17 protein-coding genes and 1 riboswitch are annotated in these 24,454 nt (G+C 72.3%); of the genes, 10 read left to right on the forward strand and 7 right to left on the reverse strand.

Annotated elements, in window-relative coordinates:
- Positions 1 to 80: 80 nt before the first annotated feature.
- Positions 81 to 416 carry a hypothetical protein gene (locus tag C1701_RS21805; RefSeq protein ID WP_016701163.1) on the reverse strand — a complete coding sequence of 112 codons (336 nt, stop codon included), beginning with the start codon at positions 414 to 416 and terminating at the stop codon, positions 81 to 83.
- Between the two features lie 606 nt (positions 417 to 1,022).
- Between C1701_RS21805 and C1701_RS21810 the strand changes: the two genes are divergently transcribed.
- A complete protein-coding gene (locus C1701_RS21810) occupies positions 1,023 to 2,549 on the forward strand; it encodes a putative glycoside hydrolase (protein WP_337661879.1) in 1,527 nt (508 codons plus the stop codon).
- Between the two features lie 857 nt (positions 2,550 to 3,406).
- Here the strand turns inward: C1701_RS21810 and C1701_RS21815 are convergent.
- Positions 3,407 to 4,135 (reverse strand): PIG-L deacetylase family protein, encoded by a 729-nt coding sequence (locus C1701_RS21815; RefSeq protein ID WP_026418728.1) that lies wholly within the window; start codon positions 4,133 to 4,135, stop codon positions 3,407 to 3,409.
- Between the two features lie 96 nt (positions 4,136 to 4,231).
- Complete coding sequence (locus C1701_RS21820) at positions 4,232 to 4,804, reverse strand: type 1 glutamine amidotransferase domain-containing protein (protein ID WP_030105600.1); 573 nt, start codon at positions 4,802 to 4,804, stop codon at positions 4,232 to 4,234.
- 189 nt (positions 4,805 to 4,993) lie between these two features.
- Here C1701_RS21820 and C1701_RS21825 point away from each other — a divergent pair, with 189 nt between their 5' ends.
- The 5 genes from C1701_RS21825 to C1701_RS21845 all read left to right on the forward strand — a co-directional run bounded on the left by C1701_RS21825 (position 4,994) and on the right by C1701_RS21845 (position 10,772).
- Entirely contained in the window at positions 4,994 to 6,892 is a 1,899-nt protein-coding gene (locus C1701_RS21825; RefSeq protein ID WP_103056529.1) for a hypothetical protein, read from the forward strand.
- A 270-nt stretch (positions 6,893 to 7,162) separates the two neighbouring features.
- Entirely contained in the window at positions 7,163 to 7,420 is a 258-nt protein-coding gene (locus C1701_RS21830) for a hypothetical protein (RefSeq protein ID WP_026418730.1), read from the forward strand.
- 262 nt (positions 7,421 to 7,682) lie between these two features.
- A complete protein-coding gene (locus C1701_RS21835; protein ID WP_026418731.1) occupies positions 7,683 to 9,023 on the forward strand; it encodes an MFS transporter in 1,341 nt (446 codons plus the stop codon).
- Positions 9,024 to 9,186: 163 nt separating this feature from the next.
- Positions 9,187 to 9,945, forward strand: coding sequence for a hypothetical protein (locus C1701_RS21840; protein WP_337661880.1), 759 nt, complete (start codon positions 9,187 to 9,189; stop codon positions 9,943 to 9,945).
- Positions 9,946 to 10,475: 530 nt separating this feature from the next.
- Positions 10,476 to 10,772, forward strand: coding sequence for an iron-sulfur cluster biosynthesis protein (locus C1701_RS21845; RefSeq protein ID WP_026418733.1), 297 nt, complete (start codon positions 10,476 to 10,478; stop codon positions 10,770 to 10,772).
- A 57-nt stretch (positions 10,773 to 10,829) separates the two neighbouring features.
- On the opposite strand, the gene C1701_RS21850 is transcribed toward C1701_RS21845, so the two are convergent.
- Positions 10,830 to 11,336, reverse strand: a complete 507-nt coding sequence (locus tag C1701_RS21850; protein WP_051313927.1) for a MarR family winged helix-turn-helix transcriptional regulator — start codon at positions 11,334 to 11,336, stop codon at positions 10,830 to 10,832.
- A gap of 136 nt (positions 11,337 to 11,472) precedes the next feature.
- On the opposite strand from C1701_RS21850, the gene C1701_RS21855 reads away from it, so the two are divergent.
- Entirely contained in the window at positions 11,473 to 14,637 is a 3,165-nt protein-coding gene (locus tag C1701_RS21855) for an efflux RND transporter permease subunit (protein WP_103056531.1), read from the forward strand.
- Positions 14,638 to 14,934: 297 nt separating this feature from the next.
- A complete protein-coding gene (locus C1701_RS21860) occupies positions 14,935 to 15,822 on the forward strand; it encodes a hypothetical protein (protein ID WP_155886120.1) in 888 nt (295 codons plus the stop codon).
- Between the two features lie 274 nt (positions 15,823 to 16,096).
- Here C1701_RS21860 and C1701_RS21865 read toward each other — a convergent pair whose 3' ends face one another.
- The gene (locus C1701_RS21865; protein WP_051313930.1) at positions 16,097 to 16,936 is read right to left on the reverse strand and encodes an isoprenyl transferase; all 840 of its coding nucleotides are present in this window, start codon (positions 16,934 to 16,936) and stop codon (positions 16,097 to 16,099) included.
- A gap of 419 nt (positions 16,937 to 17,355) precedes the next feature.
- Between C1701_RS21865 and C1701_RS21870 the strand changes: the two genes are divergently transcribed.
- Both C1701_RS21870 and C1701_RS21875 read left to right on the forward strand, forming a co-directional pair.
- On the forward strand, positions 17,356 to 19,179 hold the full coding sequence (locus C1701_RS21870; protein WP_051313931.1) for a P-loop domain-containing protein: 1,824 nt from the start codon (positions 17,356 to 17,358) through the stop codon (positions 19,177 to 19,179).
- Between the two features lie 170 nt (positions 19,180 to 19,349).
- Complete coding sequence (locus C1701_RS21875; protein WP_103056532.1) at positions 19,350 to 20,000, forward strand: hypothetical protein; 651 nt, start codon at positions 19,350 to 19,352, stop codon at positions 19,998 to 20,000.
- 161 nt (positions 20,001 to 20,161) lie between these two features.
- On the opposite strand, the gene C1701_RS21880 is transcribed toward C1701_RS21875, so the two are convergent.
- Both C1701_RS21880 and C1701_RS21885 read right to left on the reverse strand, forming a co-directional pair.
- The gene (locus C1701_RS21880) at positions 20,162 to 21,241 is read right to left on the reverse strand and encodes a ribonucleotide-diphosphate reductase subunit beta (RefSeq protein ID WP_016700898.1); all 1,080 of its coding nucleotides are present in this window, start codon (positions 21,239 to 21,241) and stop codon (positions 20,162 to 20,164) included.
- A 94-nt stretch (positions 21,242 to 21,335) separates the two neighbouring features.
- Positions 21,336 to 23,888 carry a ribonucleoside-diphosphate reductase subunit alpha gene (locus C1701_RS21885; protein ID WP_337662313.1) on the reverse strand — a complete coding sequence of 851 codons (2,553 nt, stop codon included), beginning with the start codon at positions 23,886 to 23,888 and terminating at the stop codon, positions 21,336 to 21,338.
- Positions 23,889 to 24,049: 161 nt separating this feature from the next.
- Positions 24,050 to 24,308, reverse strand: a riboswitch (cobalamin riboswitch).
- Positions 24,309 to 24,454: the final 146 nt, after the last annotated feature.

Raw genomic sequence — 24,454 nt, forward strand, 5'->3', positions numbered from 1 at the left:
CCGCGTCCTGAGGAGCGGGCCCGGACACGAACGGAGCCGGGGCGGTCGATCCGCCCCGGCTCCTGCTGTCCGCCGGCCGCCTAGTTGCTCGGTCGCTGTTCTCTGGTCCGGAGGGCCAGTGGCGCACCCGCCAGGTCCTCCTCGTTGCACAACAACTTGAGGTCGTAGTAGGGCGCGCCCTCGCTGTCGTCGTAGTCGAGGTGGACGGCGATGACGTCCACCGGTTCGCCCAGCCACTCCTGGGTCTGCCGCAGCCAGGCCGCGGACCGTTCCAGTGCCGAGGGCAGATCGTCGTCGCGGAACTGCACCGGACGGTAGGGAACTCCCTGAACCTGGTCCCTGGTGTCAAACGGACGCGGAAGTCCGGTGGCCACGCCCGCGTCGTCAAGGTCGAGTCGGATGGTTTCCTCACTCACAGTCGAAGACTCCCGCAGCGACAGGCCGGATGCAACTCTCCTGCGGCTTTCGCCCCTGGTCCGGGTGTTCGATCGGGCGCGCGGCGGGGCTCGTCGGGCGGGTCGTCACGGGCGGTGTCACCACCACGACCAGGAGACCTGTTCGGAGCGTGGCGCCACGAAGCCAGACAGTGAGGTAACGAGGCTCTCTGTCGGGTGATTGACATTTGATCATTCAGGTGCACTACGCACGTGGTGATCACCAGTGGTGATCGCTCGGTCGACGCTGCCCTGTCGCTCCGGGCTGCCGGCCGCAGGGCTGTCGCCTCCAGACCGACGAGGCCCGGAACCACGACACTCGCGCGGAAAGCGCAGTTCAGAAGCCCACTTCTCCGCGCTGCGCGCTGCGAGCACTCCGGCTAGCCTCGGGCTCGTCCGGTCACTGTCGGCAGCGGGGTCGTCATGTTTCGTCGTCGCACTGCTTCCCCCGGCAGGGGTCACGCCACCGGGTGGGCGCGCGGAGTCGGGGCCACCCGGGTGGCGCTCGTCGCGGCCTTGGTTCAGGCCGCGCTCGCGGGCACGGGAACGGCCCCGGGAGCGACCACGGTTCGCACCCCGCCCGCCGTCATGTCCTCCCACAGCGCGGGCGCCGGCTCCGCATCCACGCTCCCGGGACCGCCCGCGGCCCCCGAGCCCCCGGCCCCCTCCGAACCGGACGGCGATGCCGGACCCGACGACCTGACCGCCCCGGGTACCGAGAGCGAGGGCTCGGCCTGGACAGGGAGCCCGGAGCTCCCGCCCGACTGGCCGTGGGGCGACGAGTGGCGCCCCCCGTCGACGAACGACGTGGAGGCGAACGGGCACGGAACGGCGAGCGACCGACCGACCACGGTCGACGCGGCGGCTCTCACGGCCATGCCGGTTCCCGCCTTCCCGTTCCTGCCGATCGCGCGACCGGTGATCAGCATCCCGGAGCCGGTCGAGGTCGGTGGTCCCTCCGAACCGTTCACCCTCACCGGCAGGGTCAGCGGGGCCACCGCGCTCACCGTGCAACGCGTACCGGTCGCGCTGGCGGCGGACGGGACCTTCGCCGTCGACTTCCCGGCCCCACCTCCCGCCATCGAGGTCGTCGCCCGAGGGGTCACCGGTCACGTCACCGAACGACGGGTCGTGGTCGACGTGCGGTACCCGGCTGGCCGGGCGGTGCACGTCGGAGCGTCGGCCTGGGCCCGCGCCCCGGTCCGCGACGAGATCCTGCGCCTGGCGGAGGAGGGGTGGATCGACACCGTCCAGCTGGACGTGAAGGACGAGTACGGGTGGGTCGCCCACGCGACTGGCGTTCCGCTCGCCCGGGAGATCGGCGCCGTGCGGGAACGCTACGACGTCGCCAACACCCTGGACCTGCTGCACGCCGCCGGCGTGCGCGTGGCGGGGAGGATCGTGACGTTCCGCGACCCGGTGCTCGCCGGGTGGTCCTGGGAGCGGGGAGAACCGGACCGGGTGGTGCGCTCCCGGGACGGGACGGCCTGGGGCGCCGGCTACGGCGGGCCGGTGTTCACGAACTTCGCGAACCCCGAGGTGCGGCAGTACAACATCGACCTCGCGGTGGAGGCGGCCGAGCTCGGATTCGACGACGTCGTGTTCGACGAGGTGCGCCGCCCGCACGGCGCTCTCGACCTCCTGTGGTTCCCCGGGCTCGCGGGCTCCCCGGAACAGGGGGTGGCCGAGTTCCTCCGCGACGCCAGGAACGCGGTGCGGCCCTACGGCGCGTACGTGGGAGCCGCGGTGCACGGGGTGGCGGCCACCCGCCCCACGGAGGTGGCCCAGGACATCCCCGCGATCGGCGGCCAGGTCGACTTCGTCGCGCCGATCCTGTTCCCCTCGAGCTGGGGCCCGGGGGAGTACGGGATCGCGCGGCCCGAATCGCAGCCCCACGAGATCACCAGCCGAGCGCTCGCTGACGTCGTCCGACTGCTGGCGGGATCCGGGGCCCAGGTCGTGCCGTGGCTCCAGGACTTCTCGGTGGGGGCCGACTTCGGACCGGACGAGGTCCGTGCCCAGATCCGAGCCGCCGAGGAGGCCAAGGCCCCCGGTTACCTGCTCTGGAACCCCGGGGGCAGGTACCAGGCGGAGACGTGGGACGGCACGGGATGAAAAATTCTCGGAACCCTGTAATACGGAGGGGGTCTGTGGCGACCCACGGGTGGGCTGGTTGTTGATGCGTTCGGCACCCATCCCGGTCCTGCGGGAGCCACCCGGGCTTTCCGCTCACTTACGGTATTACACAAGGATTGGGGTGCGACGGCGATGCGTGCTTTCAAGAGGTGGTTCGTCAGATTCCTGCACGACCTGGATCGCGGTGGGGACGTCATGCGTGGGGTGACTCCCCGCGTCTGAGGCCGCCGTGCGTCACGGGCCGCGGGGCGTCGACGACCCGCGGCCGGTGCGCCGCCCGCTCCACCCGCGGCGGCGCGCCCCGCGGCCCGAACCCGTCCTCCGTCAGGTGTTTTGCCGTCGGTGGGCCGGTGGGGAGCGTTCTGCGTCCCACCGGACGAGGGGCACCGCCGGCTCCGCGTCCGGGCCCCACGCCCCCGGGGGCCGCTCTCCCGTCCTGGGGTGCGGAACGGGGCGCGTTGGTAACGCCCCGGGAGCGCGGCGGCCGGTGCCCGGAGCGGATATACCGTCCCTTTCGGGGGCATACCCCGCCACCCGTGTGAATTGCGGGTGGAAATCCAGTCACGCGCCGTGCGTGTTTCATCCGTCCACCGCGACCGAATAAACGGGCGAACCCCCGAATGGCAGGGATGGACCGCCGAATGGCGGGTGCGGCCCGTTTCCGTCCCGTCACGGTGAGCGCCGTTCCTCACGACTGCCGAGGCTCCCACCAGCTACCAGCTACCAGCTACCAGCGCCCGGCCCCACCCCTCCCGCTCGCCGCTCCGGCACACGAACGGTCAGGCCCCGCGCGCACGGTCGAGCACCCGGGCTCCTCCGGCGCACGACCCGCCCGTTCACCCGAAGACGACCTCGTAGTTCCGCAGCAGGCGTTCGACCATCGTGGGGGCGAGCGCCGGGGCGGCTGCGCCCGGATCGAGGGGTCTCAGCTGGCTCTCGTAGGCGGCGGCCGCGTGCCGCTTGGCCTCCACCACCCCGGTGCGGAGCGTGATCCGCCGTGCCCGGTGCCACGGGACGCGCGGGTCGTCGGGGCTGGCCCAGTGCCACATCCAGATCGGGTACTCCCACAGGCGCGCCCCGGTGCGTTCACAGGCCTCCGCGCTCGCGCGGCCGACGGCCTCGTGGTCCGGGTGACCATCCCCCCGCCAGGTGGCGAAGCACCACTGCCCGGGACGGAGCAGGCCCTCCAGTTCCTTGGTCAGGCTCTTCTCGTCCACCGCGCCGTCCAGCTGCCCCAGGGTGCGCACCGCGCTGTCCCGCAGCCCCAGCCTCCGCAGGGCCTGCGCGCTCTCGAATCGCCGCATGATCGCGAGTTGCGCCGGGGAGTAGGCCCCAGCCCCGGGGTGTGCCGCGTCGCCGTCGGTGACGGCCACGACCTGCGCACCGCCCAGCACCGTCATCACGCCACCCACCCCGAACACCTCGTCGTCGGGGTGCGGGGCCACCACCACCGGTGTGAGCGCGACGCCCGCCGCCTCGAGGTCCAGTTCCGGCCACTCCCGTGGCGCGGCCCACCCGCGCCACACGTCTTCCGAGGTGCCCTCTCCCGAGATGCTCACCGACATCGCTCGGGCCTCCTTCCGGCGCCGCCGCGCGGCGCCGAGCGCCGGAACCGGGACGGGCGTGGCGCTCCGTGCCCCCGGTCCCGACGGCGGTTCGGGTCAGACGCTCCGTCGCTGACCCTCGTGCCTGCCCTCGGCGAACTCCTCCACGATCTTCGCCGAGAACGCGGGGAGGTCGTCGGGCTTCCGGCTGGTGACCAGACCCTGGTCGGTGACCACCTCCTGGTCCACCCAGGTGGCACCGGCATTGCGCAGGTCGGTCTGGAGGCTCGGCCAGGACGTCACCGTTCGACCACGCACGACGTCGGCCTCGATCAGCGTCCAGGGTGCGTGGCAGATCGCGCCCACCGGCTTGCCCTCCGAGAAGAACTGCCTGGTGAAGGCGACGGCCCCGGCATGGGTCCGCAGGAAGTCGGGATTGGCGACCCCGCCGGGCAGGACCAGGGCGTCGTAGTCGGCGCTGCTCACGTCGTCGACCACCCGGTCGACCGGGAACGTGTCCGCCTTGTCCAGGTGGTTGAAGCCCTGGATGGTGCCCTGCTGGGTCGACACCAGTTCGGGCTGACCCCCAGCCGACCGCACGGCCTCCCACGGTTCGGTGAGTTCCACCTGTTCCACGCCTTCCGGCGCCACCAGGAACGCGATCTTCTGCCCTGTCAACTCGGCTGCCACTGTCCCTCCTCCGATCTCGGTGCGGAGCGGTGCCGTGCCCACCGCCCCCGCTGTGCCTGTCGGCTTCCCGGCGGTCGTGGTGCCAAAACGTGCCTCCTCGCGCCAGGATCACCCGGTTGGACAGAGCCCGTCACGGCCGCGTCACGGCGGCACACCCGTGGCGCAACAAAGCGCGCCCACGCTGGCGCCATGAGCGAATCGACCACGGGTCCGGTGTCGGGCGACGGCGTGAGCGGTGTGGCCGGCCCCTGCCACCGGGCGCACGGCCCGACCGGGAGCTGGCGGGGCTGGGTGGCGGAAGTGGTGGAGCTGGCGGCCCTGTTCCTCGCCGCGGGCGCCGTCCACCTGCTGGCCACCGGAGTCGGTCACCTGGAGTTCGGCGCCGGCCTGCTCGTCGCCTTCGGGGTTCTCCTCGTCGTCGCGGCACTCGTCCACCGCTGGTGGACGCACCGCAGGGCGGACGTCACGGGTTCCGCGCCGGCCGGTGCCCCCGCCGCCGGGCCCGGCGGCGTCGAGTCGAACCCGGTGGTCGAGGACGTGCCCGGCGGGACGTGCCCGGTCGAGGACGGTCCCCTCGCGCCGGCCGGTCGCCTCTGGCGCATCCGGACCCGCGTCGACGACGCTCCCGGCGGCCTCGCCCTCCTGACCGCCCATCTCGCCCAACTCGAGGTGAACATCCGTTCGATGCAGGTGCACCCGGAGGTCGGAGGTGCCGTGGACGAGTTCCTGGCGACCGTGCCCGACCAGGTGACGGAGACCGAACTCGCCGAGGCCGTCACGCGGGCTGGGGGCGGGGGGACCCACCTCGCGGTCGCCGACGTCCACGACCTCGCGGACACCACCACCCGGGTGCTCACCGTGGCGACGGGTCTGCTGGCGGACCGGGGAACGCTCCCCGCCGCTCTCGCCCGCCTCGCCGCCACCGGCGAACCCCACCACTCGGCGACGGCCCCGGCTGGCTGCGCCCCGGACACCGTTTCCGGGACCCGGATGTGCCTCCGGGCGCCCACCGGGGGAGTGTTCGTCCTGACCCGCCCCGGGATCGCGTTCACCCCGGTGGAGTTCGCGCGTTGCCGCGCGCTCGTGGGGCTCGCCGCCGCGCTGCCCGCACCCCCCGGAACCACCGAGGCCGCCGAGGTCCTGGCTCCCGAGGAGCGCGCACAGCCAGGGCAGCGGGTGGGACGGCCCCCCGACCACCGGACCGCCGCGCCGGAACCGCCGCGACCGCCAGCGACGACCCTCCCCGCCCAGGTCGCCCTCGCGCCAGGGGAGAGCACGGGCGGCGGAGACGGTGCCGCGCGGCGGAAGGCCCCCGAGCACCCGGCGGAAGCGGGGGAGCGCTGGCCGGAGTGGGCACCACCGGCGCCCGCGTCGCCGCCGGCGGCCGGCGTCGGGGTCATCGCTCCCTTCGACTTCGCGCTCGACCGCGAGCTGTGGCGTTGGGCCCCGCCCGAGGTGTCCCTCTACCTCACGAGACTGCCCTACGTGCCGATGCCGGTCACGAACGAACTCGCGTCCGCGCTCACCCGGCCGTCACCGCTCCGGGGTGCGGTGCGGGACGTGCTCGTGCCCGAACCCGAGGCACTCGTCTACGCCTGCGCGTCGGCGAGCTTCGTCAACGGCAGGGCGGGGGAACGGGAGCTCCGGGCCACCATGCGGGAGGCGGGTGCTCCCAGCGCCGTCACCTCCTCGGGAGCCCTCGCCGAGGCGCTGGCCGCGCTGGGCGCGCGACGTGTCGCGGTCGTGACCCCCTACATCGACGAGGTGACCGAGCGGCTGCACCGGTTCCTCGCCGAGCACGGCGTCAGCGTGGTCGGCAGCACGGGCCTGGGCCTGGTCCACCGGATCTGGGACCTCACCTACGCCGAGGTGGAGCGGGCCGTCCTCGACGTGGACGGCGCGAAGGCGGAGGCGGTTTTCGTCAGTTGCACGAACGTGCGCACCTACGACCTGATCGCTCCCCTGGAGCGGAAGCTGGGGAAACCCGTGATCACCGCGAACCAGGTGTCGATGTGGGCGGGACTGCGGAGGGTCGGGCGGCACGCGGTCGGAACCGGCCAGTCGCTCCTCGAACTGCCGGGAGCGTGACACGAGGCGCCGCACGCCGGGGTGCGCCGGTCCGGCTGGGGAGTGGGCACCAGCGGGGCCCTCCGTTCCCCTGAACGGGCAGGGCGCGGGGCACGGAGTAAGGTCCCCTCCCCATCGGTAGCACGATGATCAGGTCCCGTTCGTCACGAGGTGCTGCCTGGGCGATTGCCCACTAGTGTGTCGCCCACCACCACTATCGGGGCTTGTCGGCTACCGATCAGCTCTGGCCAGCACCAGCCCCTGATCCCCGGCACGGAAAGCGACCCCGACGTGAGTGACAGCCACAGCAGTCTGACGATGCACCCCACCACCGTGGCCGCCATCGTGCGGTTCGCCGAGCGAGAGCAGGTGACCTACAGCGAGGCCTTGCGCCGCCTCGTCTCCTACGGCAGCCGGATGCATCACGTCCAGGTCAACGGCGGACAGGTCGTGTTGCGCCGACCCGACGCCACCGAGGAGGTCCTGCCCGCGCTGACCTCGGACGCCCCCTGGCCCTTCCTGGACGAACCCCGGCGGGAGACCGGCTAAGGCCGGCGGCACGAGGGCGCGCCCCTCGTCGACGGGCGGTGCGGCCCTCACACCGCCCACCCGGCCCGGACCGAGCGCGCGGGGTCACCTCCCGGACCGCGTCCGCCCGTACGGGCGGCGCCACGCCAGCGAGCCGAGCAGGTCGGGCCTGCCCCGGTCCCCTCGAGGGGCGTGCTCCGGCCCATCTTCGCTCGTTCGAGCGGCAGGTTGACCCGTTCGCGGATGGAAGCGGTGGTCCCCCGCTGGATAACGTCGTGGCGAGATGGACATCGCGGAGACCACCACCGGGGGCGCGGGCGCTCATCCCGGCGCCGGCCGGCCGCCCGCCGCCAGGCTGGCCGCCGCCAGTTTCGTGGGCACCGCCCTCGAGTTCTTCGACTTCTACGCGTACGGCCTCGCCGCCGCCCTGGTGCTGGACCAGGTGTTCTTCCCCGCCCTCGATCCGGTCGCCGGCACGTTGGCGTCCTTCTCGACCTTCGCGGTGGCGTTCCTCGCCCGTCCACTGGGCGCTGTCCTGTTCGGACACCTCGGGGACCGGCTTGGGCGCCGGAACACCCTCGTGGCGTCGCTGGTGGTGATGGGAGCAGCGACGCTGGCCATCGGTCTGCTCCCCGGCTACGCCGAGCTGGGCGTGGTGGCGCCGGCACTGCTGGTCCTCCTCCGCTTCGTCCAGGGGCTGGGAGTGGGCGGCGAGTGGGGCGGTGCCGCCCTGCTGGCGACCGAACACGCCCCTCCCGGACGGCGCGGGCGGTACGCCCTGTTCACCCAGCTGGGGCCGCCGGCGGGTTTCCTCCTCGCCAACGCCGCCTTCCTCGTGCTGGACGGCGTCCTGGCCCCCTCCGCCTTCGTGACGTGGGGATGGCGGGTCCCGTTCCTGGTCAGCGCGGTCCTGGTCCTGGTCGGACTGTACGTCCGGCTCCGCATCCCCGAGCCGCCGACGTTCCGGCGCGCGGCCGTTCCCGCGCGGAGGTCCCCGCTGGGGGCGCTGTTGCGGGGGCAACCGCGCCAGCTCCTGCTGGGGGCGGGGGTGATGGTGGTGCAGTACACGCTGTTCTACCTCGCCACGGCGTACTGCCTCAGCTACGGGACCTCGGTCCTCGGGATGGACCGGGGGCTCCTCCTGGCGTTGACGATGGCGGCGGTGGCGGGTCTGGCGATCATGACGGCCCTCGCCGCCCTGGCGTCGGACCGCTGGGGGCGGAGGCCCGTCCTGGTCTGCGCCTGCGTGGTGAGCGCCGGGTGGGCCCTGGTGTTCTTCCCGCTCTTCGACACGGCCGACCCGACCCTCGTCGCGCTCGCGTTGGTCGGCGCGTTGCTGGCGATGGGACTGGGGTACGGCCCGATGGGCGCCCACCTGCCCGAGCTGTTCGACGCGACGCACCGCTACACCGGAGCCGCGCTCGCCTACAGCCTGGGTGGCGTCCTCGGTGGTGCTCTCACCCCGCTGATCGCGGTGCGGCTCCAGGCGTCGATCGGGAGTGGGGCGGTGGGCGCGTACCTGGTGTGCGTCGCGCTCGTGAGCCTCGGGTGCGCGCTGGCGTCGCGCGACACCGGTTCGCGGTCAGGCGGCGCGGACCCGATGTCCGCTGCCGCCCCCTCGTGAGGCGGGGCCCACCCGTTCGTCCCGGGTGCGGGACGCGGGGCCACCGCCACCCGTTCGCCCGGGGGACCTGCCCGGACGGCGGACGCGACGTGGCGGCGAAGGTCGGAGAATGGCGGAGGATCGGATCCGCCGCGACGGACGCGAGCTCGGAGGACTGAGGCTGATGACGGCACGGGAACCGGTCGAGAAGGCGCGGTCGTCGGACATCGATCGCGCGGGGCAGGGGCGCGGGGCGGACGAGGGGCGGTGGAACACCGCCGGCGAGGCCGGCACCCCGTGTTCGCCACGTCAGCAACGGGCCGTCCTGCTCGCGGCGGCGGAACTGCGGTCGATGATCGACCGCGTGTTGGAGCCGGCGCCCACGACGGTGGCGGCGCGGGGGCTGCCGGGGGCGGCCGAGTGCCCCGGGCCCTCGGTGCTCCAGGCCCTCTCCGACCCGCTGGGGGAGCGGATGGCGGGCCTCACCGGTGATCGGGACGCCTCGGCGCTGCTGCGGCGGCGGTTCCGGGAGGTCCAGCTCTGCGAGAGCGTCGGAGCGACCGAACTGGCCCTGGTCGGTCTCCGCCGGCTGTTGGCCGCGCTGTTGCAGATCGTTTTGGACGACCGGGGTGCGTTGCCCGACCTCGGCGTCCCACCACCGCACGTGCCCGTCGGGGACCACGACCTGACCACGTTGGTCTCGGCCTGCCGGCACCAGGGCTGGCTGGACCTGGACGCGGGCACCATCCTCGGGTGCCTGGGTGAACGGACCCACCCCGGCGGGCAAACGCTGTCGTCGGGGAGCCTGCCAACGCGGGCCGAGCTGGGCGAGGGGTGGGTGATGGTGGGCAAGGTCGTCGACCAGCTGGAGGACGCCCTGCCGCCGGTCCCTCCCACTCGGCGGGGCGTGCCACGGGACGTGGTGGAGGGGAGCGCTCGGTAGACGGCGCGACGTCCGGTCCACGGCCGCCCGACCGGTGAGCGGCCCTGGCGGGTGGCGTCGTGGCGGGGGCGGGTGTGGAGCGCGACCCCGTCGCCGTCCGATGCCTCCGGGACGGGGAGCCGTGCGATGGCGGTGGGTCCTCGGGAGGACGCGAACGCCGGGGGCGGGATGGGCCGAGGGGCGGCCCGCGGTGCCAGCCCGAACACGCGCGTGCCGGGAACGGTCGGGCGTGCCGCTGTCCGACCCACCCCGCGTCCGCGCTCAGGCGTCGCACCAGGCCACGGCGGTGAGTCGGCCCACGAGCCGGTCGCCCTGGTCGTCGTGCGGGTACCGGCCGCCGCGAGGCCCCAGGGCTCGGCGCCCGCCCGCCCCGGACCCGGGAGCCACGTCTCGACGAGGCGGCCGTGGTCGACGTCGGGCGACTGCCTCGCCGCGGGCCCGGCGACGTGCCGGAACGCGCGCCGCATCCGTCTGGACTACGGTGGCGGCGGTACGGAGACAGCCCGCCGTCGATCCGGGAGGAACGCAGGATGCTCGCCGTCACCGACGCCGCAGCCGAGGCGATCAACGATCTCAGGAACGCCGAAGGACAGCCAGACACCAGCGGTCTGCGCTTCGACGTGGACTCCGAGAACGAGGAGGGCGCCGCTCTCGCGGTCTCGCTGTGCAGTGAACCCGACCAGGAGGACCAGGTGGTGGGCTCCGGGCCCGGGGCGCGGGTCTTCCTGTCGCCGGGCGCCGTGGACTACCTCAGGGACAAGGTCCTCGACGTGCAGCCGGACGAGGACGGGGAGATGGCGTTCGCGCTGCTCGACCAGCAGACGTGAGCCGGTGGGGCGGCCCCGCGGTGACGCCTGGCCGCCCCACGATCCGCACCACGGCGGTCACCGCCGGTCGTGAGGCGTGTCCGCCTCCTCGTCGGCGGCTCCCGCCGCCGCGACCTCCTCGCGCCCGACCCGGGCGAAGGCCAGCTCGCGCAGCCGCAGCAGGACCCGGGCCAGGTCCCGCAGGTCCCCTTCCCCCAGGTCCACCAGGAGCGTCCGCAGGGACGCCGTGCCGCTGTCCTGGAGTTCGGCGACCAGCGCGTCACCGTCGGACGTGGGCAGCACGTGTCGAACGCGGCGGTCGTCGCGGTCCGGGCGACGAACGACCAGACCCTGCGTCTCCAACCGGTCGACCAGGCCGGTCACCGTGGCGGAGCTGACCCGGAGCAGCCGGCTCAGCTCCTGGCTCGAACAGCCCCGTCGGACGACCAGGAAGACCAGCGTCCGGAGCTGCTGCATCGTCAGGTTGACCTGGAGCAACGGCGATTCCACGACGCCGAAGGTCTGCTGGATGTCACGTAGGGCGTCCACCACCCGGTCGAGCAGGAGTTCTCTCTCCGCAGCCACCGGTTCTCCTCGATCCGCTCGCACCGGCGGTCCGCCGGGCAACGGCAGACGCTAGCAGCGGACCCCGATCGGGTGAATCGTTAGCCTCAGGCAGAATGTTTGGCCGAGGCTAACGAACCTTGGTGGGGAGTCGTTCATGAAGCTGGCCAAGCTGAGTCTGGCCAACCGTGCCCTGGTCGCACTGATCGCGGTCGTCGCGGCGGTGGCCGGGGCCTTCGCCGTCCTATCGCTGAAGCAGGAACTCCTGCCGCCGATGGAGTTACCGGCTGCGGCCGTGATCGCGCCGTACCCCGGCGCCTCACCCGACCTCGTCGAGGACCAGGTGACGCGGCCCATCGAGACGGCCGTCAGGGGCACGCAGGGCGTGTCGGAACTGACCTCGGTGTCGACGGAGAACCTGGCCACCATCCAGGTCCAGTTCGACTTCGGCACCTCGATCGGCGACGCCGTCAACGAGATGCAGCGCGCGGTCAACCGCCTCCAGTTGCCCGAGGACGTCGACCCCACGGTCGTCGCCGGGAGCACCGACATGCTGCCAGCCCTGGTGTTGGCCGCGACCTCCGACAACGACTCCGAGTGGCTCGCCGAGCGGTTGGACACCGTCGTCGTGCCCGACATCGAGTCCGTCAGCGGGGTCCGCGAGGCCAGCGTCAGCGGGGCGCGGACGACCACCGTCACCATCACACCGGACCAGGCCGCACTGGGCAGGGCGGGGCTCGCCCCCACCGCCATCTCCGACGCGCTCCAGGCCAACGGGACACCGTTCCCCGCCGGCGCGGTCACCGACGGCGACCGGAGCCTCACGGTGCAGACGGGTGAGCGGCTGACCTCCGTCGAGGAGCTGGCCGAGCTGCCCCTCACCCCCGGTCAGGACGCCCCGGGGGCCGGAACGCCGGTGCGGCTGGGGGACGTCGCCGAGATCACCGAGACCGAGGACGCCGCCACCTCCCTGACCCGCACCAACGGCTCGGACAGCCTCGGGATCACCGTCACCCTGACCCCGGAGGGCAACACGGTCGAGGTCTCCCGGGCCGTGCAGGACCTGCTCCCCGAACTGGAGCGGGCGCTGGGCGAGGGCACCGAACTGACCGTCGTCTTCGACCAGGCGCCCTTCGTCGAGCGGTCCATCGAGGGGCTCACCACCGAGGGCGCGTTGGGACTCGTCTTCGCGATCCTCGTCATCCTGCTGTTCCTGTTCTCCTTCCGCTCCACCATCGTCACGGCGGTGTCCATCCCGCTGTCGCTGGTGGTCGCGCTCCTCTCCATGTGGGCCGGCGGTCTCTCCCTGAACATGCTCACGCTGGGAGCCCTGACCATCTCGGTCGGCCGGGTCGTGGACGACTCGATCGTCGTCCTGGAGAACATCAAACGACATCTCTCCTACACGGCGGACCGACGACGCGCCGTGCTCGACGGCGTCCGCGAGGTCGCCGGCGCGATCACCGCGTCCACCCTGACCACCGTCGCCGTCTTCCTGCCCATCGCCTTCGCCGGTGGGATCGTCGGCGAACTGTTCAGCGCCTTCGCCTTCACCAGCGCGGTCGCGCTGCTGGGTTCCCTGCTCGTGGCGCTGACCATCATCCCGGTCCTGGCGTACTGGTTCCTGCGGTCCGAGGTCGGCGACCGGGGTGAGGGCGGTACCGAGGAGGACGACGAGGCCCGGGACGAGATCGAGGCCGCCGCGGCCGAACGGGAACGTCGGTCGTGGTTGCAGCGGGTCTACCTGCCGGTCCTGCGGTTCGTCACGATCCGGCGGTGGGTCACCGTCGGGATCGCCGCCCTGGTCCTCGTCGGCACCGTCGCGATGGTCCCCAGGCTGGAGACGAACTTCCTCGACGCGTCCGGCCAGAACACGCTCAGCCTCCAGCAGGAGATGCCGGCGGGAACCAGCCTGGAGGCCACGGACGCCGCCGCCCGGCAGGTCGAGGAGGTCCTCGCTGACATCCCGGAGATCAGCACCTACCAGGTCACCGTGGGCGGGGGTACTGGCATGGCCGCCCTGTTCGGCGGTGGCGGCTCCGACGCGGCCAGCTTCTCGCTCACCCTCGACGAGGACGCCGACGCCACCGAGGTGGAGGGCACGGTCCGGGACCGGGTCGCCGGGCTCGGCGACGTCGGGGAGATCACGGTCGGTGCCGGTGGTGGTGGCTTCAACACCAGCCAGCTCCAGGTGAACGTCCAGGCGTCCAACCAGGACGACCTCCTCACCGCCTCGGACCTCGTCCGGGAGACGGTGGAGGGCGTCGACGACGTCACCGACGTCACCAGCGACCTGAGCGAGTCCGTCCCGAGGGTCCGGGTCGCGGTGGACCGCGAGGCCGCCGCCGCGCTCGGCCTGTCGGAGGGCGCGATCGGGCAGCTGGTCGCGCAGACCTTCCGGGGCGCCCCGGTCGGCGAGCTGACCATCGGCGAGGAACGCCGGGACGTCGTCCTGCGCACCGTCGAGGCCCCCGCCACTCCCGAGGAGGTTCGTGAGCTGGCGTTGCCGACGCCGGCCGGCCCGGTGCGGTTGGCCGAGGTCGCGGAGGTCTCCGAGATCGAGGGACCGGTGCAGCTCAAGCGGATCGACGGCGCCAGGAGCGCCACCGTGACGGCCACCGCGACCTCGCAGAACATCGGCGCCACCAGCGCCGAACTGAGCCGGGCCCTCGACGGCATCGACCTCCCGGCCGGCGCCTCCTACTCACTCGGCGGGGTGACGGCCGATCAGGACGACGCCTTCGCCGACCTCCAACTGGCCCTGCTCCTGGCGGTGGCGATCGTCTTCATCATCATGGTCGGCACCTTCCGGAGCCTGGTGCAACCGCTCATCCTGCTCGTATCGGTGCCCTTCGCCGCCACGGGTGCCGTCGGCCTCCTGTTGGTCACCGGCACCGCGCTCGGCGTGCCGGCCCTGATCGGCATGCTGATGCTGATCGGCATCGTGGTCACGAACGCGATCGTCCTGATCGACCTCATCAACCAGTACCGCGACCGGGGGATGGGCGTTCGGGAGGCCGTGATGGAGGGCGGCCGCCGCCGACTCCGGCCGATCCTCATGACGGCAGCGGCCACCATCTTCGCCCTGGTGCCGATGGCCCTCGGCATCACCGGCGACGGCGGCTTCATCTCGCGGCCGTTGGCCCTGGTGGTCATCGGCGGACTGGTCACGTCGACGCTGCTGACGCTGGCCCTGGTCCCCGCGCTCTACACGATCGTGGAGAACGGTCGGGAGCGGATCGCGAGTCGCGCCGAGCGGCGGCGCGACCGTGGGGAGTCGGGCGGCGAAGCCACCACCGAGGGGGCGGCGCCGACCGAGTGACGGGCCGGGACGGCCGGTGCGGCGGGGCGGGGCTCGGGGGCTCCGCCCCGCCGTCGTGCGGGGAGCGCCGCGCTCCGGACCCGCCAGCCGCCAGCCGGCGTACGGCTCGCCGCCGTTCGGGGGGTTTCCGGACGAACTCGCGGGAAAGTCCCCACCGGGGAACCCCCCTCGCTAGCGTCTGACCTGGTGGCACCATCGTCCAGCTGATGGGGGTGCGCGGTGCGACGACGCTCGAAACTGGCGGGTTGGCGGCACCGCGAGCCAGGGCCTCGTCGGCGCGTTCGAGCCGGGTGGGTCGTGGGAGTGGCGACCGTGGTCGTGGTGCCCCTCGTGCTGGCGGTGGTGACCGAGCAGTACGCGTCGTGGCTGGCGCTGCGCCAGGCCGGCGAACAGGAGGTCGCCGCGCAGCGCGCCGTCGAGGAGGCCGAGGAACAGGCGGAGTCAGCCCGGCCGCCGCTGGCCGTCGAGGTGCGCCAGCTCGGCCCGGACGACTGGAGCTGGGCTTTCGAGGACGCCCTCGACGCGGATGAACTCGCCCAGGCCGGTGAGCTGCTGAGCAGGAAGGTGGGCGGCACCCCCGAGGAGAGCGGGGACGCCGACGAGGCGATGCGGCGGCTGGGTGGTCTCCGCCTCGACGAGGCGAAGGTGGACGGGGACTGGGTCCCCGTGTCCAAGCACCACATCACCCTGGTCGGGCAGCGCAGGGACCCCGTGCTGGTCCGAGGGCTGGAGGTGCGGGTGGTGGATCGAGCGGAGCCGCCCGCCGGAACCCTGCTGGCGACGGTCGGGCAGGGGGCCAACGACGTCCACCCCGTCCTGGTCGACCTCGACTCCTCGGACCTCCGCCTCCACACGGTTCACCCCGCCCCCGGCACCCCGCCCGACCTGCGGCCACTCGCCCCCTACCTGGACAGGTACACCCTCGACCTGGCGGAACACGAGCAGCACGGCTTCGAACTGTTCGTCGTGTCCCGCACCTGCTGGTGCCGGTGGGAACTGGTCATCGAGGCGGTCGTGGACGACCAGGAGGAAACGGTCGTGGTCCGGTCGGACGGAACCACGTCCGGGGCGCCGTTCGAGACGATCCCCTGGGACGTCGACTGGTCCTACGGGCCCGTCGTCGACGGGGTGCGTCGGGGCGGGGCGTTCCACGGCTACGACATGCGGAACTGGACGCCGTTCTAGCCAGGGCTGGGCAGCGGTGCCCCGGGCGCACCCGACCGCGTCCTGCGGGCCGGGCACAACCGGGGCATCCGTGGCGCCGCCCCGACGTCCCTCGCCAACGGCCGCACCGGCGGACGTGACCGGGCGGTGCGAGGGCTGGTGATCGCCTGGCGGTTCCTGGTCGGTACGCCAGGAGACCTCGTGCGGACGCCGCCGGACGGGGCGCGGGGCGGCGGGAGGGCGTGGCCGCGACGGCGGGCGGCGGAACTCGGCCGCCGCGCGAGAGGGTGACGCCTCAGTGGATGGAGCCGAGGGAGGGGAAGCGACCGGCGACCTGACGGCGGTCGGCGAAGGACCGCAGCGCGCGCAGGAAGTCGACGTAGCGCAGCGCGGGCCAGTAGCAGTCGGCGAAGTGCAGGTCGGCCTCGGCGGACTGCCAGAGCAGGAAACCGGAGATCCGCTGTTCGCCGGAGGTTCGGATGATGATCTCCGGGTCCGGCTGGGCCTGCGTGTAGAGGTGCTCGGAGATCAGGGCCGGGTTGACCTCCTCGGCGAGTTCGCGCATCCCCCGGCCGGTGGCGGCGTGCTCCAGCATCAGGGAGCGCACGGCGTCCACGATCTCCTGGCGGCCGCCGTACCCGATCGCGGCGTTGACCTGGGCACCCGATCGCCGGCCCTGGGTGCGGGCGGCCGCCGTCTTCAGGTTGCGGGCCATGTCCCCGGGCAGCATGTCGAGGGTGCCGATGATCTCCACCGGCCACGGGTTGCCGTCGGCCGCGAGGTCGTTCACCACGCCCTCGATGATCTCCATCAGCGGCTTCAGCTCCTCCGGTCCCCGGTTGAGGTTCTCCGTCGAGAGCAGGTAGAGCGTGACGTGCCGGATCCCCTGCTCGTCACACCACCGCAGAAGGGTCTTGATCTTCTCGGCCCCCGCGCGGTGCCCGTCGACGGTGCTCAGACCGACCGATTTCGCCCACCGCCGGTTCCCGTCCACCACGAAACCGATGTGCCGAGGGCGCGGCCGGCCCGCGAGTTGACCGGACAGACGTTTCGCGTAACGCGAATAGATGGCGTCGCGGAGTCTGGTTCGCAATGTCGCTTTCCTGCCGAGTGCGGACGCAGTCCTGAGTGGCATGGCTCAGAACAGTAGCAGTGTGGAATTCGTCTCCCTCGGGAACCCCTTTCGTCCTTCCTTCGTACATCACCGCTGGTGGCCCTGGCTGTCGCTGGTGACGAACCGCACCCCCGCCGAGTGGGCGATGTCATCCCGACGACGGTCGAGGGCGCCCGGGGCGAGCCTCAACAAGGGAGGACGTGCGAGGGGGTGGCGAGGTTGCGTCGGTTTTCGTGAAATTTCCGGAACGGGGAGGAAGATCGTGTCTCCGGCTGCTCTCGGTAACTTTCACTCGCAATTCACACCGTTCGACGTCGGCGCGCTTCCGGGTCCCGGTGCGACGATTCACCACTCAATCACGAAATGATCTCGAAGGAGCCCGGAGTGCTCGGGACCCGCCAGGAGGGACAGCTCGCCGCCGCTGTGGTAGGACATGCGCGATGAGCAGGGAACGCGCTACGGGAGATGGACGCCGCCGCCAGGGACCACCCGGTCGAGGACGCTGGTCCCGACCGGGTGGCGGAGGCGGCCCGACCGGTTCGTCGGGACCGTCCCGGGGTGGTCCGCCTCCCACCCCGGGGTCGGGCGGTCCGAGGGGAACCTCGCACGAGCTGGCGGACCTCCTGGCGGAGAGTCACGGCAGCGGATACGGCCGCTACCGGGCCGCCGAGGGGGAGTGGGACTTCGGGTGGTTCCGGCTGACGCTGGTGCGGGCGCAGTCCGACCCCTACGCGCCGCCCAGCCGGCTGCTGGTGCGAGTCCCCGCCTCGGAGACCCACTACCCCGAGGAGAGCTGGCGCGGCCCCGCCCGCTCCCGCGCGCTGGCCACCCTCCTCCTCCGCCACCTGCGGGACGGGGTGCGGGGCACGCCCCTGCACGTCGACGCCGGGGGGCAGGAGGTCCTCGACCGCAGTGCCGGCCAGGTCGTCGATGGCGAACTCGTGCTCCGCCTCGCGGTCGACCTGCCCGGCCACGGCCGCCGGATCGACGGGCACGGCGCCAGGGACGCGCTCTGCCGCCGGCTCCCCGCCGCCCTGGAGACCCTGCGGTGGTCCGCGCTGCCCCACGACGAGGTGCTGCGCGCGGTCGAGACCGTGGAGGACGCCGTCTGGCTCCGGGACCGCCTGCCCGAACTCGGGCTGGTCGCCTTCGTCGCCGACGGCGCGGTGCTGCCCCGGCGCAGCGGCGTCGACGACCGACCACTCGCCGACGCGGTGCCCTTCCAGGCCCCGCCCGAGCTGTCCCGCACCGTCACCCTGCCCAACAGGGGCGAGGTGACCGGGCTCGGAGTGCCCAGCGGCATCACCGTCGTGGTCGGCGGCGGCTACCACGGCAAGTCGACGCTGCTCCGGGCGGTCGAGCGCGGCGTGTACGACCACCTGCCCGGCGACGGTCGGGAGCTCGTCGTCGCCCGCGCGGACACCGTCAAGGTGCGGGCCGAGGACGGCCGGTCCGTGCGCCGCCTCGACGTCAGCGCCTTCGTCGCCCACCTGCCCACCGGAGCCCCGACCAACGACTTCAGCACCGACAACGCCTCCGGGTCCACCTCCCAGGCAGCGGCCACGGTGGAGGCGCTGGAGGCGGGCGCCGGAGCACTGCTCATCGACGAGGACACCGCCGCCACCAACATCATGATCCGGGACGCCCGGATGCAGGCGTTGGTCGCCAAGGACAAGGAGCCGTTGACGCCCTTCATCGACCTCGTGCGGCCGTTGCACCGGGAGCACGGGGTGTCGACCATGCTGGTGATGGGCGGGTCGGGCGACTACCTCGACGTGGCCGACCACGTGGTGATGATGGACGCCTACCGGCCCCACGAGGTGACCGGGCGGGCCAGGGAACTGGCCCATCTGAGCACCGGCCGGCGCCAGGAGGCCACCGGGTTCCCGCTGCCCGGGGCCCGTGTCGTGGACCCGGCCTCGGTGAACCCGGAGGCCAGGGGCAAACGCCGGTTGAAGGCACGCGGCCTCGACGCGCTGGTCTTCGGCGAGGACGAGATCGACCTGCGCTCCGTCGAGCAGTTCGTGGACCCGGCCCAGCTCGTCGGGGTCGGTCTCGCGCTCGACGCGGCCGTGCGCCGGGGCTTCCTCGACGGGTCGCGCACCGTGGCGGAGGCGCTGCTGCTCGTGGAGCGGGAGCTGCTCGCCGGCGGCCCGGCGGAGCTGGGCCCGCGGCACCTGGGTGACTTCGCCGTCCCGCGCCGCTTCGAGGTGGCCGCCGCGCTGGGCCGCCTCCGCGCACTGCGGATCGTCTCCCCCCGCTGAGGCGCGACCCGGTATCCGCCGCCAAGCCCGGTCCCGAGGCGCGGGCGGCCCCCGGGGCCGGGCACGGAGCCGGAACGGCGGTGCCGGTGGCCGCCGTTCGGCCGTGTCCCCGGCGGGCTCCGGTCAGTAGCGTCGACCGGTGCGCCGTCGACGGCGCGGCAGGGGGAGACGTGTCCGAGAACGAGGAACTCGGGTCGCGGGGGGCGTCGGTGCCGCCCGGGGCGCGTGGAGCGGTGGGACCACCGCGCGGGCGGCGGGACCGACCACGGCTGGGCTGGGCGGTGCTCGCCGTGGCGGCGGCGAGTTCCCTCGTCGCGGCCGACTGGCCGGGCACTCCCACCGGCCACGGTCCGTTGCTGGCGGGGGGTGGCGTCGATGCCGAGCCGCATGCACGGGACTGCCTGCCTCCGGACGAGCGGACGCGCACGTCGACGACCAACGCCGGACCGGTCACCAACGAGGGCAGCGGTCCGGTCACCGTCACCGGGGTGTCGTTGGTCAATCCCGTGGAGATGGGTCTGGTCGAGGCGGTGTTCGTCCCCGAGGAGGGGCCGGTGAACGGAGCCGTCTACCCGCCTCCTCCGGACGAAGCTGGGGAGGGGTGGCCTGATCGGGTGGTGGCGCCGGGGGCGGTGCTGGGGCCGGGGGAGGAGTGGTGGTTCGCCGTGGGGTTGCGGAGTGAGGGGCCGAGGGCGGCGACCGAGCGGATCAGGATCGACTACGAGGACGCGGACGGGCGGGCGTACTACGCGCTGACCGGGACCTCGGTCGCCATGCGGGAGCAGTGCATCGGCGTGGAGATCGACTGGCCGGACTGGTGACGCCCGCTCGCGACATCATCCCCGCTGGGGGCTGATCGGCCCCGACATGACGAATCCCCGGACCCGTGCGTCGGGTCCGGGGATTCGCCCTCGCGGGCAGCCAGGCCGCCGGTCGTGCCGCGCGCCCCGTCAGGGGCCGGGGACCTCGACCCGGCGGGCGATCAGTCCCAGTCGAGGGCGGCGCCGCTCTGGTACTCGGTGACCCGGGTCTCGAAGAAGTTCTTCTCCTTCGTCAGGTCCATCATCTCCGACATCCACGGGAACGGGTTGTCCGTCTCCGGGAACACCGGCTCCAGGCCCAGCTGGGCGCAGCGGCGGTTGGTGATGAAGTGCATGTACTGCTCGCAGGACTCGGCGTTGATGCCGAGGATGCCCCGGGGCATGGTGTCGCGGCCGTAGGCGACCTCCAGGTCGCAGGCCTCCCGCAGCATCCCGCGCACCTCCTCCTGGAACTCCTCGCTCCACAGGTGCGGGTTCTCGATCTTGATCTGGTTGATCGCGTCGATGCCGAAGTTCAGGTGGATCGACTCGTCGCGCAGGATGTACTGGTACTGCTCGGCGATGCCGATCATCTTGTGCTGGCGGCCCAGCGAGAGGATCTGCGCGAAGCCGGTGTAGAACCACATGCCCTCGAAGATCACGTAGAACGCGACGAGGTCCCGCAGGAAGGCCTGGTCGGCCTCGTGGGTCCCGGTGCGGAACTCCGGGTCCTCCAGGTTCTGCGTGTAGTTCAGCGCCCAGGCGGCCTTGTCGGTGATCGAGGGCACCTCGCGGTACATGTTGAACAACTCGCCCTCGTCGAGGCCGAGGCTCTCGCAGATGTACTGGAAGGTGTGGGTGTGCACCGCCTCCTCGAAGGCCTGGCGCAGCAGGTACTGCCGGCACTCCGGGTTGGTGAGGTGCCGGTAGACGGCCAGCACGATGTTGTTGGCCACGAGCGACTCGGAGGTGGCGAAGAAGCCGAGGTTGCGCTTGATGAGGCGGCGCTCGTCGTCGGTGAGGCCGTTCGGCGACTTCCACAGCGCGATGTCGGCCTGCATGGACACCTCGGTGGGCATCCAGTGGTTGTTGCAGCCGGCCAGGTACTTCTCCCACGCCCAGTGGTACTTCAGCGGCAGCAGCTGGTTGACGTCGGCGCGGGCGTTGATCATCGCCTTGTCGTCGACGCTGACGCGCTCGGCGTCGCGGACGATCTCACCGAGACCGGTGGTGTCGGTCGAGGGCGATTCGGTGTTGGTCACGTCCTGGTCCTTTCCAGAGTTCGGTGGGGGAGCGCGGTGGGCGCTGGAGCGGGGCCGCCGGCGATGTCGGTACGGCGGCCCCACCCGCCAGTCGTCACTGGCAGGCCTCGCACTCCTGGTCCTCCACGGAGCACGCCGCGCCGTCGGCGTCCTGGGGCTTCGCGGGAGCGGCCGGCGCGGGGGCGGCGGCCGGGGCGGCCGAGGCCGAGGGCAGGTTCGGCGACACCGCGTTGAGCTTGCCGTCCGTGCCGCGCAGGGTGCTCTTCTCCACCGCGGTGGCCGCGCGGGACCGCAGGTAGTAGGTGGTCTTCAGGCCGCTGCGCCAGGCCAGCCGGTACAGGGCGTCCAGCTTGCGGCCGCTGGGGGCGTCGAGGTACAGGTTCAGCGACTGGGCCTGGTCGATCCACTTCTGCCGGCGGGAGGCGGCCAGCACCAGCCAGGACGGGTCCACCTCGAAGGCGGTCGCGTAGAGCGCCTTGAGGTCGGCGGGCACCCGGTCGATCTGGCCGAGGCTGCCGTCGTAGCGCTTGAGATCGCTGATCATGTCCTCGTCCCACAGCCCCCGCTCCTTGAGGTCGTGGACCAGGTGCGGGTTGACCACGGTGAAGTCACCGGACATGTTGGACTTGACGAACAGGTTGCGGTACAGCGGCTCGATGGACTGGCCGACGCCGCAGATGTTGGAGATCGTCGCGGTGGGGGCGATGGCCATCACGTTGGAGTTGCGCATTCCCTTGGCCCGCACCCGCTCGCGCAGGGTGTCCCAGTCCAGCCGGGTGGTGCGGTCGACCTCGAAGTTCTCGCCGCCCCGGGCCTGGGCGACCAGTTCCAGGGAGTCGATCGGCAGGATGCCCCGGCTCCACAGCGAGCCCTCGAAGGACTCGTAGCTGCCGCGCTCCTCCGCGAGGTCGCTGGACGCGGAGATCGCGTAGTAGCTGATCGCCTCCATCGTCTCGTCGGCGAACTCGACGGCGGCCTGGGACGACATCGGCAGCCGCAGCGTGAACAGCGCGTCCTGGAAGCCCATCAGGCCCAGCCCGACCGGCCGGTGCCGCAGGTTGGAGGTCCGGGCCTCGGGGATGGTGTAGAAGTTCACGTCGATGACGTTGTCGAGCATCCGCACGGCGGTGCGCACGGTGCGCTCCAGGCGGGCCTGGTCGACCCGGGGGACGCCGTCGCCGTCCGGCCGGATGTGGTTGGCCAGGTTGACCGATCCCAGGTTGCAGACCGCGACCTCCTCGGCGGAGGTGTTCAGCGTGATCTCGGTGCACAGGTTCGAGGAGTGCACCACGCCCACGTGCTGCTGCGGCGAGCGCAGGTTGCAGGGGTCCTTGAAGGTGATCCACGGGTGCCCGGTCTCGAAGAGCATCGTGAGCATCCGCCGCCACAGGTCGACGGCGCGGATGCGGCGGTACACCTGGATCTCGCCGTTGTCGGCGGCCGCCTCGTAGGCCAGGTAACGCTCCTCGAAGGCGGGGCCGGAGAGTTCGTGGAGGTCGGCGACCTCGTCCGGGGAGAACAGCGTCCACTGCTCGTTGGCGGCCACCCGGCGCATGAACAGGTCCGGCACCCAGTTCGCGGTGTTCATGTCGTGGGTGCGGCGGCGGTCGTCACCGGTGTTCTTGCGGAGGTCGAGGAACTCCTCGATGTCGATGTGCCAGGTCTCCAGGTAGGCGCAGACCGCGCCCTTGCGCTTGCCGCCCTGGTTGACGGCGACGGCGGTGTCGTTGGCGATCTTCAGGAAGGGGACGACGCCCTGGGACTGGCCGTTGGTGCCCTTGATGTGGGCGCCCATCCCCCGGACCGGGGTCCAGTCGTTGCCGAGCCCGCCGGCGTACTTCGACAGCAGCGCGTTGTTGCGGATGCCGTGGAAGATCCCGCTGAGGTCGTCGGCCACCGTCGTCAGGAAGCAGGAGGACAGCTGCGGGCGGGTGGTGCCGGAGTTGAACAGCGTGGGCGTGGAGCACATGAAGTCGAAGGACGACAGCAGCTCGTAGAACTGGATCGCCTTGCCCTCGCGGTCGTCCTCCCGCAGCGCCAGCCCCATCGCGACGCGCATGAAGAAGGCCTGCGGCAGCTCGAAGCGAACGCCGCGGTGGTGCTGGAGGTAGCGGTCGTAGAGGGTCTGGAGACCCAGGAACTGGAAGTCGAGGTCACGCTCGGGGCGCAGCGCGCGGCCGAGGCGGTCCAGGTCGAACTCGGCCAGTTCCGGGGCGAGCAGCTCGTGCTCGATCCCCCGGTGGACGAAGGCGGCGAAGGTCTCGGCGTAGCGTTCGGCCATTTCGGACTGGCTGGCCTGCTGGCCGGGTCCGAACAGGAACTCCAGTGCCTCGCGGCGGAGCTTGTCCAGCAGGAGGCGGGCGCTGACCAGCGAGTACTGCGGCTCGTTCTCCACCAGTGTCCGGGCGGCCATGATCTGCGCGGTCTCGAACTCGGCCGAGGTGATCCCGGGGTAGAGGTTGCGGACGGTCTCCTCCACCACGACCCGCTCGCTGACCCCGTCGAGACCGGCGCAGGCCTCGGCGACCACCAGCCGGAGGCGGTCGGCGTCGAGTGGCACCACCTGTCCCTGGGGGTCCCGCACGGTGAGACCGGGAGGGACCGAGGGGCCGGGTTCTGCGGCGGGGGTGGGGGACTGGCTGGCCAGTACGGTCACGACGCTCTCCTCGCGTGCTCGGCTGCGGTGACTTGCGGAGGGCGCGACGCGCGGGCATCGCGGACGGCCGTGCCCCAGACACGGTTCCGTCCCGCGAGACTGCCCGCCCGGCCCACCCTCGAAGCCGTCCGAACGACAGCGCACCCCTGGTGTCGGTGCGCGTGCTGACGGCAGGTCTTCGGACTCGTGGGCGCTCCGGCCGCCGTTGGCCGGCTTCTACTGGCCGTCGCTTCCCGGCGCCCTGGCCGGGCTCCAGTGCTTCTCGAGGCACCCGGTCCCCAGGGTTGGGCGCCATCGGACGGCGGTCGTTCCCACTCACCGCTGCGGGGCAGTTCCGGACTCGCACCGGATTCCCTCTTGCCTCGGTCGGCCCGTCGTCGGGCCTCCCGAACCATCAGCGGCCAAGAGACTACATGTTGGGGTTCGTGCCTCGCGCACCCCCAATATGGTGGCGTGTTGCCGGTTGTGATGCGTTATATTCCCGGCTGCCTCATAACCGGGTACGGTGACTTTGGGTGTGGATCTTCATGACTGCGAGTAGCGATTCGCTGGTCACG

This window comes from Actinoalloteichus sp. AHMU CJ021 (assembly GCF_002895405.1).
GTDB classification, from domain to species: Bacteria; Actinomycetota; Actinomycetes; order Mycobacteriales; family Pseudonocardiaceae; genus Actinoalloteichus_B; species Actinoalloteichus_B caeruleus.